Origin of the sequence: Kitasatospora kazusensis (assembly GCF_039529945.1) — a bacterium.
In the GTDB taxonomy this organism is placed as follows: Bacteria; Actinomycetota; Actinomycetes; order Streptomycetales; family Streptomycetaceae; genus Kitasatospora; species Kitasatospora kazusensis.
Genome location: NZ_BAAANT010000002.1, coordinates 156,630 through 171,253, shown reverse-complemented (window position 1 = coordinate 171,253; position 14,624 = coordinate 156,630). Strand labels below are relative to the sequence as shown.

At 70.5% G+C, this 14,624-nt stretch carries 12 protein-coding genes; 9 read left to right on the top strand and 3 right to left on the bottom strand.

Annotated elements, in window-relative coordinates; all coding sequences use genetic code 11:
- Window positions 1-3: 3 nt before the first annotated feature.
- A complete protein-coding gene (locus ABD330_RS02880; protein WP_344460262.1) occupies window positions 4-1,068 on the bottom strand; it encodes an SIS domain-containing protein in 1,065 nt (354 codons plus the stop codon).
- 148 nt (window positions 1,069-1,216) lie between these two features.
- Window positions 1,217-2,509, bottom strand: coding sequence for an extracellular solute-binding protein (locus ABD330_RS02875; RefSeq protein ID WP_344460621.1), 1,293 nt, complete (start codon window positions 2,507-2,509; stop codon window positions 1,217-1,219).
- A gap of 636 nt (window positions 2,510-3,145) precedes the next feature.
- On the opposite strand from ABD330_RS02875, the gene ABD330_RS02870 reads away from it, so the two are divergent.
- The 8 genes from ABD330_RS02870 (at window position 3,146) to ABD330_RS02835 (ending at window position 12,217) form a co-directional block, all read left to right on the top strand.
- Window positions 3,146-4,441: an extracellular solute-binding protein gene (locus tag ABD330_RS02870; RefSeq protein WP_344460260.1), complete on the top strand. Its 1,296-nt coding sequence runs from the start codon at window positions 3,146-3,148 to the stop codon at window positions 4,439-4,441.
- Between the two features lie 150 nt (window positions 4,442-4,591).
- Window positions 4,592-5,581: a carbohydrate ABC transporter permease gene (locus ABD330_RS02865; RefSeq protein WP_344460258.1), complete on the top strand. Its 990-nt coding sequence runs from the start codon at window positions 4,592-4,594 to the stop codon at window positions 5,579-5,581.
- Complete coding sequence (locus tag ABD330_RS02860; RefSeq protein ID WP_344460256.1) at window positions 5,581-6,507, top strand: carbohydrate ABC transporter permease; 927 nt, start codon at window positions 5,581-5,583, stop codon at window positions 6,505-6,507. The genes ABD330_RS02865 and ABD330_RS02860 overlap by 1 nt, the downstream gene beginning before the upstream one ends.
- A 47-nt stretch (window positions 6,508-6,554) precedes the next feature.
- Window positions 6,555-8,126: a glycoside hydrolase family 3 protein gene (locus tag ABD330_RS02855; protein WP_344460254.1), complete on the top strand. Its 1,572-nt coding sequence runs from the start codon at window positions 6,555-6,557 to the stop codon at window positions 8,124-8,126.
- Window positions 8,127-8,331: 205 nt separating this feature from the next.
- Window positions 8,332-9,108, top strand: coding sequence for a GntR family transcriptional regulator (locus ABD330_RS02850; protein WP_344460252.1), 777 nt, complete (start codon window positions 8,332-8,334; stop codon window positions 9,106-9,108).
- A 228-nt stretch (window positions 9,109-9,336) separates the two neighbouring features.
- Window positions 9,337-9,657 carry a DUF3311 domain-containing protein gene (locus ABD330_RS02845; RefSeq protein WP_344460250.1) on the top strand — a complete coding sequence of 107 codons (321 nt, stop codon included), beginning with the start codon at window positions 9,337-9,339 and terminating at the stop codon, window positions 9,655-9,657.
- Window positions 9,654-11,285 (top strand): monocarboxylate uptake permease MctP, encoded by a 1,632-nt coding sequence (gene mctP / locus ABD330_RS02840; RefSeq protein WP_344460248.1) that lies wholly within the window; start codon window positions 9,654-9,656, stop codon window positions 11,283-11,285. Before ABD330_RS02845 ends, mctP begins: the two co-directional genes overlap by 4 nt.
- 188 nt (window positions 11,286-11,473) lie before the next feature.
- Complete coding sequence (locus ABD330_RS02835; RefSeq protein ID WP_344460246.1) at window positions 11,474-12,217, top strand: histidine phosphatase family protein; 744 nt, start codon at window positions 11,474-11,476, stop codon at window positions 12,215-12,217.
- 289 nt (window positions 12,218-12,506) lie between these two features.
- Here the strand turns inward: ABD330_RS02835 and ABD330_RS02830 are convergent, their stop codons facing one another.
- Window positions 12,507-13,469, bottom strand: a complete 963-nt coding sequence (locus ABD330_RS02830; RefSeq protein WP_344460244.1) for a helix-turn-helix domain-containing protein — start codon at window positions 13,467-13,469, stop codon at window positions 12,507-12,509.
- 309 nt (window positions 13,470-13,778) lie between these two features.
- On the opposite strand from ABD330_RS02830, the gene ABD330_RS02825 reads away from it, so the two are divergent.
- Entirely contained in the window at window positions 13,779-14,270 is a 492-nt protein-coding gene (locus ABD330_RS02825) for a GNAT family N-acetyltransferase (RefSeq protein ID WP_344460242.1), read from the top strand.
- Window positions 14,271-14,624 lie beyond the last annotated feature (354 nt).

Below are 14,624 nucleotides of genomic sequence, written 5' to 3'. Positions count from 1 at the left end.
GCCTCAGTGGGTCTCGGTGACCTTGGCGAGTGCGCGGGGGGCGTCCGGGTCCTGGCCGCGGGCGATGGTGACCTCGTAGGCGAGTTGCTGGAGCGGGAGGATCTCCAGGATCGGCTGGACCTCCTCGGGCACCCCGGCCGGCAGGGCGAAGCCCGCGGACGCGGCGTCCACCTGCTCCTGCTGGCCGATGACGACCAGGTCCGCGCCACGCCCGCGCAGGCGGTCCAGGACGGGCTGCAGGGCCTCGCCGCCCTTGCCGTCCGGGACGATGGCGATGACCGGGGAGACGTTGTCCACCATCGCCAGCGGCCCGTGCAGCAGGTCGGCGCCGGAGAACGGGGAGGCGGGGATGTAGGTGGTCTCCATCAGCTTGAGCGCGGCCTCGCGGGCCGTCGGGTAGCCGTAGCCGCGCGAGGTGAGCACCAGGCGCTGGGCGAAGCGGTAGCGCTCGGCGAGGGCCTTCACCTCGGAGTGCCGGGCCAGGATGCCGGCGGCCAGCTCGGGCAGGGCCTTGGCGGCCGCGCCGTCACCGCCGCGCAGGCCCTCGACCAGCAGGTAGAGCGCGAGCAGCTCGGCCGTGTAGGTCTTGGTGGCCGGCAGGGCCTTCTCCGGGCCCGCCAGCACGTCGATGTGGAACTCGGAGACCTCGGCCAGCGGCGAGCCGGGGTTGTTGGTCACCGCGAGCGTGATCGCGCCGGCTTCGCGGGCGGCCTTGGTGGAGGCCACCAGGTCGGGCGAGCCGCCGGACTGGCTGACGGTGATGACCAGCACGTCGGTGAGGTCCGGCTTGGCGCCGTAGGCCGTGGTGGTGGACATCGAGGTGAGGCCGGCGGGCTTGCCGAGCAGCACCTCGATCAGGTACTTCGCGTAGAGCGCGGCGTTGTCCGAGGTGCCGCGCGCGGTCAGCAGTACGAAGCGCGGGCTGCGGGCGGCGATCTCGGCCGCGATCTCGCGGATCTTCGGGGCGCCCTCGTCGAGGATGCGCTGCAGGACGGCCGGCTGCTCGGCCATCTCCGCCGCCATGATCCGGCCAGGGACGGCGGTGGTGGTGGTCTGCGTGTCGGACATCTGGTGTGCCTCCGATGAGATGGTTCTTCACCCCGCCGCGGGCGGCTGCCCGGTGGGGGACCTCTACGGCGGCGAGTCCGCACACTCGCTCCGGTGTTTCTCCGACGATCCTACGGGGAGCGAGTGGGCGGAGCACATCCGCCGGGGATCAGGACGGGTTGTTGATCAGCTGGTCGATCCGGGCGTCCGCGGCCTTGGTGGCGGCGTCGACGGACTCGCCCTTGAAGATGTCGTTCAACATGGTGACCAGCACGTTCTGCTTCTCGATCGCGTTCCAGCCCGGGGCCAGCGGGGTGAACCAGGCGTCCGGGACGGCGTTCGCGGCGGCGGCGGTGGCGGGCTTGGTCTTCAGCGGGGCCAGCTGGACGAGGTTGTTGGGCAGGGTGTCCTTGTCCGCCAGGACCTGCTCCGACTTGGCGCTGGTGAACATCCGGATCCAGTCGGCGGCCGCCGCGGAGTTCTGCGATCCGGCGGTGACCGCGAGGTCGGAGCCGCCGATGAAGGAGGGCAGCGGCTTGCCGTTGGGGCCGGGCATGCCGGTGACCTTGAGGTCGGCGGCGATCTTGGGGTCGCCGGCCGGAGCGGTGGCCGCCGAGGCGGCCTCCCAGCCGTTGCCGTACAGCAGCGCGGTCTGCCGCTTGCCGAGGACGGCCGCCTGGTCGAGCTCGTTGACCGTCAGGTCGCCGTGGTTGTACGTCTTCACCAGGTCGGCGTAGTGCGCGAGGCCCTGCTGCGACTTGGGGTCGTTCAGCGCACCGTGCCAGTGGCCCGCGCTGTCGAAGCGGGCGATGGCGCCGCCGTACGCCGCGACGTACGACATCGCGGCGTACCAGTACGGGCCCGGGAGGTAGAGCGGGGAGAAGCCCCGGTCGCCCTTGTGCTTCGCCTGGATCTTGTCGAGCGCCGCCCGCAGGTCGTCCTCGGTCTGCGGGAAGTCGGCGCTGCCGGTGGCGTCCTGGAACATCGCCGCGTTGTAGATGCCGACCCGGGCACCCGCGTAGTACGGCACGCAGAACAGCTTGTCCTGGTAGCTGCAGGTGTTGACCAGGCCCTGGATCCAGGTGTCGGAGTTCTCGAAGGTGGACTTGTCGACCGGGGCGAGCGAGCCGTTGAGGATGTACTTCATCGTCTCGGTGTTGCCCAGCTCGACCACGTCGGGGGCCTGGCCGTCCCCCAGTGCGGTGTCCAGCTTGCCGATCTTGTCGGCCCAGGTCTGGTAGCTGAGCTTCAGCCGGACCTTGGGGTACTTGGCGGCGAACTCGTCGTTGACCTGCTGGACCAGCTCGGGCCAGTTGGTCTGCGCCTCGTTCATCAGCCAGACGGTGAGGCTGCCGGTGGCCGAGGCGGGGTCGGCGGTGGCCGGCGCGCTCCTGGCCGGTGAGCCGCCGCTCCCGCAGCCCGCGAGCGAGAGCAGCAGGGCGGCCGAGCCGACCGCGGCCATGAGCTGTCCCGGCCGACGCCGGCCGAGCTGGTGCTTCACGCGAACCTCCGGGAACACGGACGAGGTCTGCGCAGTGGTACAGACCAGATCGCTGGAGAGTGGCCCAGACCAATTTCACTGTCAACGGAAGCAGGGGCCGCAGGTGGCAGTCGTTGTAGACCTGTTGCGCCTCGTGCGCGAAGTGTCGTGGCACCGTCACCGCAGGTCGTCTTAAGACTCCCTTCAGGTCGGCTTGAGGATCCGTTAGGCCTCGGGGCGATGGAGTGGCGGTTTGCCGGTTTTCACCCGTTGACGGCCCATTTGGCGGCTGGGTTGGTCCAGTCCAACCCTCGATGGCGGCCAGAAATACACAACCGTGTCAAGCGTTGATAACGGGTTGTGCAGACGGCTGGCGAACCCTTGACGCCCTTCATTGGTCCATGCCAATCTCCACCCGTTGGTCTAAACCAATGGTCTAAGTCGCCAAAACCGGCGGCATCGCTGAACCCACAGTTCGCATTCGTGTTTTCCGGTGCCGGTTGTTCCCTGGTCACCGCACCCCCCACAGGCACAACGACGCTCAGGGCTCTGGCCCAACAGCCCGGTGCCGACCCTTGCTCATCCCTGGAGGATGGTTTGAACCGCAAGCTCGCAGCCGTGGCCGCCATTGCGACCGTGCTCGTCGCCTCGGCCTGCTCCTCGTCCAGCTCGTCCGGTGGCGACTCGAAGCCGGCCACGCTCAGCAAGGACGGCAAGGGCAAGACCGTCACGGTGTGGCTGATGGACGACGCGCAGAAGGGCTGGCCGACGGTCGTCGACGCGGCCAAGAAGCAGTTCGAGAGCGAGACCGGCGCCACGCTGAACATCCAGTGGCAGACCTGGACCAACTACACCACCAAGCTCGACACCGCGCTGCTCTCCGGCAACGCCCCCGACGCCATCGAGGTCGGCAACACCCAGACCGCCAAGTACATCGACGCCGGGTCCTTCGTCGACCTGACCGGTGTGAAGAGCCAGTTCGACAACTCGGACAAGTGGCTGGACTCGCTGGCGGCCTCCGGCCAGAACGCGGACGGCAGCAAGACCTACGCCGTCCCCTACTACGCCGGCGCCCGCGTCCTGATCTACCGCAAGGACCTGTTCGCCGCGGCCGGTGTCACCACCCCGCCGACCACCCTGGACGAGCTGAAGGCCGACCTGACGAAGGTCAAGGCCGCCAACGCCTCGACCCCGGGCTTCTCCGCCCTCTACCTCCCGGGCCAGAACTGGTACACCGCCGCCTCCTTCGGCGCCGGCAGCTTCGGTGTGAAGAACGTCGTCGCGCAGAAGAGCGGCGCGAAGTGGACCGGCACCCTGACGGACCCGAAGTTCATCGACGGCGTCAAGACCTGGGACGACCTGCAGAAGAACTTCTCGGTCGGCGGCACCACCACCGACGAGGCCACCCAGGACGCCCTGATGGCCAAGGGCAACATCGGCGCCATCGTCGGTGCCGGCTGGGAGCTCGGCTCCGTCATCGACCCGAAGACCGGTGACCCCAAGCTCGCCGACAAGCTGGCCACCATCGCGCTGCCGGGCACCGCCGCCGGCTCGCCGACCCCCGCCTTCCTCGGCGGCTCGGACCTGGCCGTCCCGTCCAAGGCCGCCAACCCGGGCCTGGGCGCGACCTTCCTGCAGATCTACACCAACACCCAGCAGCAGACCGAGCTGGCCAAGTTCGCGATCCCGAACAACAAGACGCTGACCGCCGCCTACAAGGCCGCCAAGCCGGAGAACAAGGCGGCCGGCGACGCGGCCGAGGGCTCCACCTGGTTCATCCCGAACTCGCCGATGTGGTCCGGTGCCGACGAGACCGCGCTGAAGACCGCCTTCGGCGCCATCGCGGCCGGCGGCGACCCGGCCACCGAGCTCAAGAAGGTCCAGGACACCGTCATCGGTGACCTGAACGGCTGAACCGGCTGACCGCAGGGAACTCCGCCGTCCGCCCGGGCGCCGGAGCCTGCCAACACTGAGCGCCAGGGGGTGGGCAGTTCGCGTCGTGTCGCGGACTGCCCACCCGTGCGCCAGGTACCGATCAGTTCCGCGGGCCCGGGAAGGACCCTGATGAGTGTGACCAGCAACGACACACCGGTGGCCGCCGAGACGGCGGCCGTCGCGGCCGTCGCCCGGCCGGGCCGCCGCCGCGGCTTCCTCGCCGGCGGCCGATACATTCCGTACGTCATGATCCTCCCGGCCGCGGCTGTCCTGATCGGGGTGATGGCGTACCCGCTCTTCAGCCTGTTCGACCTGTCGTTCCAGAACGTCAACAGGTACGCGCAGCTGGTCAACCCGGGCCTGGCGCAGTACATCGGGTTCGACGGCTACGCCAAGGTGCTCGGCGACAGCCAGTTCTGGGACGTCGTCCTGCGGAGCGTCTACTTCACCGTCGAGCTCGTGGTGCTCTCGATGGTGCTGGGCCTGCTCTTCGCCCTGCTGCTGAACCGGGTCTCCACCTGGGCCAAGGTCACCGTCATCACGGTGCTGATGTTCGTCTGGGCCATCCCCGCCATCGTCACCGGCACCGTCTTCCGCTGGATCTTCGCCAGCAAGGGCGGCATCGTCGACTACGTCATGTACCTGGTCGGCGGCAACGAGGCGGCCAAGAGCTACGACTGGTTCAAGGACCCGACGATCGGCCTGTACGTGGTCTCCGCCGTCGTCATCATCTGGGGCGCACTGCCCTTCCTGGTGATCGGCCTGAACGCGGCGCTCACCCAGGTGCCGCCGGAGCTGATGGAGGCGGCGAAGCTCGACGGGGCGTCCACCCTGCAGAGCTTCCGGCACGTGGTCATCCCGGTGATCAAGCCCTTCCTGGTGATCACCGCAGCGCTGAGCTTCATCTGGGACTTCCAGGTGTTCGCGCAGATCTTCGCCCTCCGCAACAGCGCTCCCGAGCCGGGCTACTGGAACATCGGGATCTACCTGTACGAGAAGGGCATCGTCTCCTCGCACTACAGCTCCAGCTCGGTGATCTCGATCGCGATGATCCTGCTCATGCTGGCGGTGCTCGTCTTCTACATCCGCCAGATGGTCAAGATCGGAGCCCAGGACTGATGGCTGCCACCAACGTGCAAGCAGAGCAGGCGCAGGCCGAGCCGGCCGCGGCCGTGGCGGTCCCCAAGGTCCGGCTGAAGGCCCGGGTCACCGGCGAGAGCCGCGTGATGACCTGGGTCTGGAACACCGTCGCGCTGGCGTTCGCCGCCGTGATGGGCTTCCCGATCTACTGGATGGTCATCACCACCTTCAAGACGAACAAGGACCTGATCGCCAAGGACCCGACGTTCTGGCCGAGCTCGTTCTCGTTCGACAGCTACAAGACGATCTTCGACGACCCCGGATTCCTGTCGGGCCTGCAGACCACCCTGGCGATCACCCTCGGCTCGGTGCTGCTCGGCGTGGCCGTCGGCTTCCTGGCCGCCGTCGCCGTCGCCCGGTTCAACTTCCGCGGCCGGAACTTCTTCATCGTCACCATGCTGGTGATCCAGATGGTGCCGCTGCTGGCGATCATCATCCCGCTCTTCCTGGTGATGAAGACCTCGAACCTGACCGGCACGGTCTTCGGCGTGGCGCTGGCCTACCTGGTCTTCACCATCCCGTACGTGATCTGGACGCTGCGCTCGTTCATCGTCAACATCCCGCCGGAGCTGGACGAGGCCGCGATGGTCGACGGCTGTACCAAGTGGGGCGCGTTCTTCCGGATCATCCTGCCGCTCACCATGCCCGGCCTGATCACCACCGGTGTCTACTCCTGGATCCAGGCCTGGAACGAGTTCATCGTCGCCAACACGCTGCTCAGCGGCGGCGGCAAGCAGACCTCGATGATCTGGCTGACGTTCTACTCCACCACCCCGACCCGGGGCGCCGACTACGGCGCCCAGATGGCTGGCGCGCTGATGGTCTCGCTCCCCGTGATCATCCTGTTCGTGTTCTTCCAGAAGAAGCTGTCGGCGGGTCTCACCGCTGGTGCGGTCAAGGGCTAGTCCCCACCCCCTCCGCGACTCCAGCACAACCCCCCTGGGAAGGAACCATGGCGATCCCCGGTACGGAAAGCGTCGAACTGCTGACGGATGCCGGAGCGGTCCTGCAGCCGGGCTTCGCCGGCCTGACCGCGCCGGACTGGCTGCGCCGCAGACTCGGCTCCGGTGAGCTCGGCGGTGTCGCCCTGTTCGGCCGCAACATCCGTACCCCGCAGCAGGTCGCGGCGCTGACCGCCGAGATGTACGCGCTCAACCCGGCGCTGCTGATCGCCACCGACGAGGAGGGCGGCGACGTCACCCGGCTGGAGGCCGGCAGCGGCTCCTCCTACCCGGGCAACTTCGCGCTCGGCGAGGTCGACGACACCGAGCTCACCGAGCGGGTCGCCCGCTCGATCGGCTTCGACCTGTCGACGGTCGGCATCAACCTCGACTACGCGCCCGACGCGGACGTCAACTCCAACCCGGACAACCCCGTCATCGGGGTCCGCTCGTTCGGCGGCGACGGCGAGCTGGCCGCCCGGCACACCGCCGCCTACGTCCGGGGCCTCCAGTCGGCCGGGGTCGCGGCCTGCGCCAAGCACTTCCCCGGCCACGGCGACACGGCGGGCGACTCGCACCTCGGGCTGCCCCGGATCGACCTGTCGACCGAGCAGTTCCAGGAGCACCTGAAGCCCTTCCGGGCCGCCATCGCGGCCGGAGTGAAGTCGATCATGACGGCGCACATCCTGTTCCCGGCGTACGACGCGCTGCTGCCCGCCACCATGTCCCCGGCGATCCTGACCGGTGTGCTGCGCGAGGAGCTCGGCTTCCAGGGCCTGATCGTCACCGACGGCATCGAGATGGGCGCGATCTCCGGCACCCACGGCGTCGCCGCCGGGGCCGTCAAGGCGGTCGCGGCCGGCGCGGACACCATCTGCGTGGGCGGCGGGCTCCAGGACGAGGCCGCCTTCCTGTACCTGCGGGACGCGCTGGTCTGGGCCGTCCGCGAGGGCCGGCTCCCGGCCGAGCGGCTGCACCGGGCCGCCGAGCGCAACCGCGAGGTGGCGCTCTGGTCGGCGGCGGTACGGAACTCCCAGGTGGGCGTGCACGGCGAGGTCGGGATCGGCCTCGCGGCGGCCCGGCGGGCGCTGCGGATCCACGGCGAGCTGCGCCCGCTCCAGGGCGTGCCGCACGTGGTCGAATTCTCCCCCGGCGCCAACATCGCGGTCGGCGAGGAGACCCCGTGGGGGGTCGGCGAACCGCTCGCCGAGCTCGTCCCGGGCACCACCCGCTCGCGGATCGGCGCCCCCAGCACCCGGATCGAGGGGTCCGGCCTGCTGCGGGCGGCCGTCGCCACCGACGAGGGCGAGGTCGAGACCGGCCCGGTGCTGGGCGCCGCCGTCGGCCGGCCACTGGTGATCGTGGTGCGGGACGTGCACCGGCACGCCTGGATGCGGCGCGCCGCACTGGGCCTGGTCCAGGCCCGGCCGGACGCCGTGGTGGTCGAGATCGGCACCGCCCACGGGCTGGCCGAGACCTTCCGCTCGCACGGCGTGACGGTCCTGGCCACCCACGGCGGCGCCCGGGTCTGCGGCGTCGCTGCCGCGGAGGCCCTGGCGGGGCTCTCCTTGGTGCGCCAGTAGGACCAGGCAACCAGGCAGCCACAACGGGGGCGCGGGGAACTGCGCGCGATCGGAAGGCGACCACCTGTGCCCTCCCGCCTTCGCGCAGTTCCCCGCGCCCCTGTCTGTCGCTGGGCTCACGCGTATGGGCCCGGCCATGCGACCATGTGGAACACACAAAGCGGAGGAGCCGGTGACGGCTGCAGGGCGAGGAGTGAGAGCGGCCATGAGCGGCGACAGAGGCACGGCGGCCCTCCCTGAGGAGAGCACGGCTCAGGCGGGTCAGGGCACGGCTGCCCGTGTGCCGAAGTACTACGGCCTGAAGCGCCATCTGCTGACGCTCACCGAGACCCAGCCGGCCGGCACCCCGGTGCCGCCGGAGCGGGCGCTGGCCGCCCAGTTCGACACCTCGCGGACCACCGTGCGGCAGGCCCTCCAGGAGCTGGTGGTCGAAGGCCGGCTGGAGCGGATCCAGGGCAAGGGCACCTTCGTGGCCAAGCCGAAGGTCGCCCAGGCGCTGCAACTGACCTCGTACACCGAGGACATGCGGGCCCAGGGCCTGGAGCCGACCTCCCAGCTGATCGACGTCGGCTACATCACCGCCGACGACCGGCTGGCCCCGCTGCTGGACATCAAGCCCGGCGGGCGGGTGCTGCGGATCGAGCGGCTGCGGCTCGCCAACGGCGACCCGATGGCGATCGAGGTGGCCCACCTCTCCGCCAAGCGCTTCCCGGCCCTGCGCCGGAACCTGGTCAAGCACAACTCCCTCTACACCGCGCTGCGCGAGGTGTACGGGGTCACCGTCGCGGAGGCGGAGGAGACCATCGAGACCACCCTCGCCAACCCGCGCGAGGCCGGTCTGCTCGGCTCCGATCTGGGGCTGCCGATGCTCCAGCTCGCCCGGCACTCCTTCGACGCCGAGGGCGCACCGGTCGAGTGGGTCCGCTCGATCTACCGCGGCGACCGGTACAAGTTCATCACCCGCCTCCAGCGCCCGGAGTAGCGGCGGCGGCCACCCGGCCGGTGGCCGAAGTTCCTCGATCGATCTGACATACGACGTCCGGAATCCGGGAAGTTCCTTCCGGACTAGTGACACCCGTCACTAGGTGCCCTAAATTTCGCAGCCGTAGTCACTCGTCGATCACCGCAGGTGCTGCACGGCGGGCACGGGGGCGTGCCCCTGTGCTGCGGCGCCGACGTGGTGAGCTCTCACCAGCCGGAGTCGCTCAACATGTCGTCACAAGTCCCACCACCCAGGACCGCTGAGCCGGCGCAGGCCGCACTACCGGTGGTCTCCGCCGAGCGGGTGCTCGCCGTACTGAGCCTGCTCGTCCCGATCGTCGCGCTGCTCTGGGTCTCCTCGTACTCCAAGGTGACGCCCGAGCTCGGCGGGGTGCCGTTCTTCTACTGGTACCAGATCCTCTGGATCCCGGTCTCGGCGCTGTTCACCGGCGCCGCGTACCTGCTGCTGAACCGGGACGCGAAGCAGCGCAAGGCCGCGCCCGGTGCCGTGGACACGGCGGCGGGCGCGAAGGCGGGTGGTCGGCCGTGAAGCACGGAGTGAACGTCACCGCCCTCGTGGTGTTCGTGCTGTTCTTCGTCGCCGTGACCGTGATGGGCTTCCTGGCCTCGCGCTGGCGCCGGGCGGACGACGCCCAGCACCTGGACGAGTGGGGCCTCGGCGGCCGGAGCTTCGGCACCTGGGTCACCTGGTTCCTGCTCGGCGGCGACCTCTACACCGCGTACACCTTCATCGCCGTCCCGGCGGCGGTCTACGGCGCGGGCGCGGCGGGCTTCTTCGCGGTGCCGTACACGATCATCGCGTACCCGCTGGTCTTCCTCTTCCTGCCGCGGCTCTGGTCGGTGGCGCGGGTGCACGGGTACGTCACCCCGGCCGACTTCGTGCGCGGGCGGTACGGGTCCCGGGGGCTGTCGCTGGCGGTGGCGGTGACCGGCATCCTGGCCACCATGCCGTACATCGCGCTCCAACTGGTCGGCATCCAGGCGGTGCTGGACACCCTCGGGGTGGGCGGCGGCGCGAACAGCAACTGGTTCGTCAAGGACCTGCCGCTCTTCCTGGCCTTCGCCGTGCTGGCCGCGTACACCTACTCGTCCGGACTGCGGGCGCCGGCGCTGATCGCCTTCGTCAAGGACACCCTGGTCTACATCGTGATCATCGTCGCGGTGATCTACATCCCGATGCGGCTCGGCGGCTACGGGCACATCTTCGACACGGCGGCGCAGAAGTTCAACACCGTCAACCCGAAGACCGGCAAGCCGGCCGGCTCGATGGTGACCGGCCCGAACGCGCAGTGGGCGTACGCGACGCTGGCGCTCGGCTCCTCGCTGGCGCTGTTCATGTACCCGCACACCGTCACCGGGGTGCTGGCCGCCAAGTCCCGCAACACCGTGCGGCGGAACATGGCGATCCTGCCCGCCTACTCACTGATGCTCGGGCTGCTGGCGCTGCTCGGCTTCATGGCGATCGCGGCGGGCATGGGCAAGGGCGTCAAGGGCTACAACGCCCAGCTCGCGGTGCCGCAGCTGTTCGCCGGCCTGTTCCCCGACTGGTTCACCGGCGTGGCCTTCGCCGCGATCGGGATCGGCGCGCTGGTGCCCGCCGCGATCATGTCGATCGCCGCCGCGAACCTGTTCACCCGCAACATCTACAAGGAGTTCCTGAAGCCGGACGCCACCCCCGCCCAGGAGACCAAGGTCGCCAAGCTCTCCTCGCTGCTGGTGAAGGTCGGCGCGCTGGCCTTCGTGCTGGGCATGGACAAGCAGTTCGCGATCAACCTGCAGCTGCTCGGCGGGCTCTGGATCATGCAGACCTTCGTGTCCATCGTCGGCGGGCTGTTCACCCGCTGGTTCCACCGCTGGGCCCTGCTCGCGGGCTGGGCGGTCGGCATGGTCTACGGCACCTGGAAGACGTACGGGATCGCCTCGCCCGCCACCAAGCACTTCGGCGGCAACACGGCGGTCATCCCCGGGATCGGCCAGATCGGCTTCATCGGTTTCACCGCCTTCGTGCTCAACCTGATCGTCGCCGTCGTCCTGACCGTGGTCCTGCGGGCCGCCAAGGCCCCGGAGGGCGCCGACGAGACCCGCAGGGAGGACTACTCCGCCGAGGCCGGCGAAGCCGCCGTGGACAACGCCCCGGTGCCCGCCGCCGCGCACTGAGCCGTCGCGCGCCGAACCGTCGTCCGTGGACGGGCGCACGGAATCTCGTCGGCGCACGGCGCCACCTCGCGCGCGCCCTGTGATCGCGCCGCCACCTCCGTCACCATGGGAGGCGGCGGCGCGATCACTCGTGTGAGGCCTGGACGGGCCGTCGGCAGCGACAGGGTCGACCACGGGGAGAATCGGTCATGGCAGAACTCAGCTCCACCCTCAACGGCCACCGCGCCGGCCGGACGGGCCTCGGCCTGCCGTCCGTGCTGATCGCCACCCGGCACGGCGAGAGCCTCGCCAACGTCGAGTTCCAGCTGGCGGCCGAGACAGGGGCGATGACCGTCCCGATCACCAGCCGGGACGCGGACATCCCGCTCTCCCTGCACGGCCAGGCCCAGGCCCAGGCGCTCGGCCGCTGGTGGGCCGGGCTGCCCGCCGCCGACCGCCCGCGCAGCGTCTGGTGCTCGCCGTACGTCCGGGCCGCCGAGACCGCCCGGATCGCGCTCGCCCAGAGCTCCGGGCTCGGCGCGGTGCCGGTCGGCCTCCCCGTCCGCTACGACGAACGGCTGCGGGACCGGGAGCTGGGCGTCCTGGAGATGCTCACCCGCGCGGCGATCGACAAGGAGCACCCGGCGGAGGCCGCCCGGCGGCGCAAGATGGGCGAGCTGTACTACCGGCCGCCCGGGGGAGAATCGTTTCTCGACGTCGCCCTGCGGGTGCGGAGCCTCCTGCGGGACCTCTCCGAGGAGGAGGCCGGCCGGCCGGTCCTGCTGGTCGCCCACGACTGCACCGTCCTGATGCTGCGCTACGTCCTCGACCACCTCACCGAACCCCAGCTCCTGGACCTCGGCCCGGTCCGCAACTGCTCCACCAGCCTCTGGCGCGACCGGGGCGACCGCCTCACCCCGGACCTCTGGAACGAAACCTCCCACCTCCCCTAACTGCACACCTCACCCGAACTTGCACTACAGCCGTGCAGCTCGCCCGAACTTGCACTATCCAGGGGCGCGAGGAACTGCGCGAAAGCGGAAGGCACCCCACCGTCACTCCCGTTTCGCGCAGTTCTCCCCCAGCCTTCGGCCGGGAGGTACCCCCACGCGCCCCCAAGGGGTCAGCCCTACCCGTCGGGACAACCCCCGCGGAGCGTGCCCCACCGTCACTCCCGTTTCGCGCAGTTCTCCCCCAGCCTTCGGCCGGGAGGTACCCCCACGCGCCCCCATGGGGTCAGCGCTACCCGTCAGCGCCGAGCGGAGCGCCGAACGTACGCCGGTAAGCCTGTGGGGTGGTGCCCACGCGGCGGCCGAAGTGGTGGCGCAGGGTGGCGCCGTTGCCGAAGCCGCAGCGCGCCGCCACCGCGTCCACGGGCTCGCTGGTGCCCTCCAGCAGCCGCTGGGCCAGCAGCACCCGCTGGGTGGTGAGCCAGCGGTGCGGGGTGGTGCCGGTCTCCTGCTGGAAGCGGCGGGCGAAGGTGCGCGGGGACATGTGGGCCCGGGCGGCGAGCTGGTCGACCGTCAGCTCCTGGTCGAGGTGGTGCCGCATCCACTCCAGCAGCCCGGCCAGCGACACCCCTTCGTCGACCGGCAGCGGCCGGGCGACGAACTGCGCCTGGCCGCCCTCGCGGTGCGGGGCGACCACCATCCGGCGGGCGATCCCCCGGGCCACCTCGGCGCCCTGGAGTTTGCGCACCAGGTGCAGGCAGGCGTCGATCCCGGCCGCCGTGCCGGCCGAGGTGATCACCGGGTCCTCGTCCACGTAGAGCACGTCCGGCTCGACCCGGGAGTGCGGGAAGCGCTCGGCGAGTTGGGCCGTGTGCCGCCAGTGGGTGGTGGCGCGGCGGCCGTCGAGCAGCCCGGCGGCGCCGAGCAGGAAGGCGCCGCTGCAGATCGACAGCACCCGCGCGCCGCGTGCGACGGCGGCCCGCAGGGCGTCGAGCAGTGCGGGCGGGTACTCCGCCCGGATGTCGGTGGCCAGTGCGATCACCAGGTCCGCCGCTGCCAGGCGTTCCACGCCGTGCGGTACCTCGATAGCGAACCCCGCGTGGGTGCGGACCATTCCCGGGTGCTCGCCGGCCAGCGCGAAGTCGTAGACCGGCAGGCCGGCCTCGCTCCGGTCGAGGCCGAAGACCTCGCAGGCGACGCCCAGCTCGAACGGGTGGGCCGTCTCCAGGACGACGGCGACGACGTTGTTCAGCATGCCGACCAGCATGCCGGTGGCAGCATTTCGACACAACCGGTCATTCCTGCCACTCGTGGCGGTCCGGCCCGCTCGGGAGAGTGGACGCATGACCTCCTCCACCCTCGCGAGCGCACTCGCCCTGCTCGGTGCGGTCGGCGGCTTCGGCCTGCTCGGACTGCTGGTCGGCCGTGACCTGGACCGTACCGGACGGGGCGGCCGGGACAACTGGCACCGGCCCGGCGGCTACCCCGCCGACCCCGCCCATGGCGACCGCCTGCACGACGTCCGGATTCCCGTTTCGAACACATCTTCGGGCAGAATGTCCCGATGGACATCGTCATCCGCCGGGCCCGCGCAGAGGATCTCGACGCCGCAGGTGAAGTCACCGTCGAGGCCTTCGTCGGGGACGGGCACACCAAGCCCGGGGCCGACTACGTCACCTTGCTCCGGGACGCCCGCCGGCGGGCCGAGGAGGCCGAGCTGCTCGTCGCCGTCGACGACGGCGGACGTGTGCTCGGCTGCGTGACCTTCGCGGTCGGCGGCACCGAGTGGGCCGACATCGCCACCCAGGACGAGGGTGAGATCCGGATGCTCGCGGTCGGCGCGGCGGCCCGTGGCCGGGGTGTCGGCGAGGCGCTGGTCCGGGCCACGATGGCCCGCAGCCGGGAGCTGGGGCTGGCCGGGATGGCCTTCTCGACGCGCCCGGCGATGACGGCGGCGCACCGGATCTACGAGCGGGCGGGCTTCCTCCGGACTCCCGCACGGGACTGGGCGCCCCGGCCCGGAATCGACCTGATGGTGTACTCGATCACGTTCTGAGCCCGCTCCGGCGGCCTCCCCCCATAGCAGGCCCGGATCGGTCGGTCACGACACGCGGCACTACATCTGGTGTCGCATCTTGGGTCCGCCACAACATGTATGCTCGCTCTCGCTGTCGAAGCAGGGGCTGCGGCATTACCAGCACCCGGTGAAATCCCGGGACCGCCCCCGCAGCGGTGAGCGGGCGGTTCCATGACGCCCGTGCATCCGAGGACCTGCTGACGGTGTGCCACACGGCTTCCCCGCAGTCGCCATGCAGCACAGATGTACGTCCGGACCTCGCGGGCGGGCCGGGGGGTCGATCGCGCGCACCCGAGAGGTGTGCCGCGCCGCGTTCCCCTGCCCCGAGCCGGT

Excerpts from the sequence above, each read along its gene's own strand:
- ABD330_RS02825 (WP_344460242.1), top strand. The coding sequence starts at position 13,779 with ATGGACATCGTCATCCGCCGGGCCCGCGCAGAGGATCTCGACGCCGCA.
- ABD330_RS02860 (WP_344460256.1), top strand. The coding sequence starts at position 5,581 with ATGGCTGCCACCAACGTGCAAGCAGAGCAGGCGCAGGCCGAGCCGGCC.
- ABD330_RS02835 (WP_344460246.1), top strand. The coding sequence starts at position 11,474 with ATGGCAGAACTCAGCTCCACCCTCAACGGCCACCGCGCCGGCCGGACG.
- ABD330_RS02865 (WP_344460258.1), top strand. The coding sequence starts at position 4,592 with ATGAGTGTGACCAGCAACGACACACCGGTGGCCGCCGAGACGGCGGCC.
- ABD330_RS02845 (WP_344460250.1), top strand. The coding sequence starts at position 9,337 with ATGTCGTCACAAGTCCCACCACCCAGGACCGCTGAGCCGGCGCAGGCC.
- ABD330_RS02880 (WP_344460262.1), bottom strand. The coding sequence starts at position 1,068 with ATGTCCGACACGCAGACCACCACCACCGCCGTCCCTGGCCGGATCATG.
- ABD330_RS02830 (WP_344460244.1), bottom strand. The coding sequence starts at position 13,469 with ATGCTGAACAACGTCGTCGCCGTCGTCCTGGAGACGGCCCACCCGTTC.
- ABD330_RS02875 (WP_344460621.1), bottom strand. The coding sequence starts at position 2,509 with ATGGCCGCGGTCGGCTCGGCCGCCCTGCTGCTCTCGCTCGCGGGCTGC.
- ABD330_RS02850 (WP_344460252.1), top strand. The coding sequence starts at position 8,332 with ATGAGCGGCGACAGAGGCACGGCGGCCCTCCCTGAGGAGAGCACGGCT.
- ABD330_RS02855 (WP_344460254.1), top strand. The coding sequence starts at position 6,555 with ATGGCGATCCCCGGTACGGAAAGCGTCGAACTGCTGACGGATGCCGGA.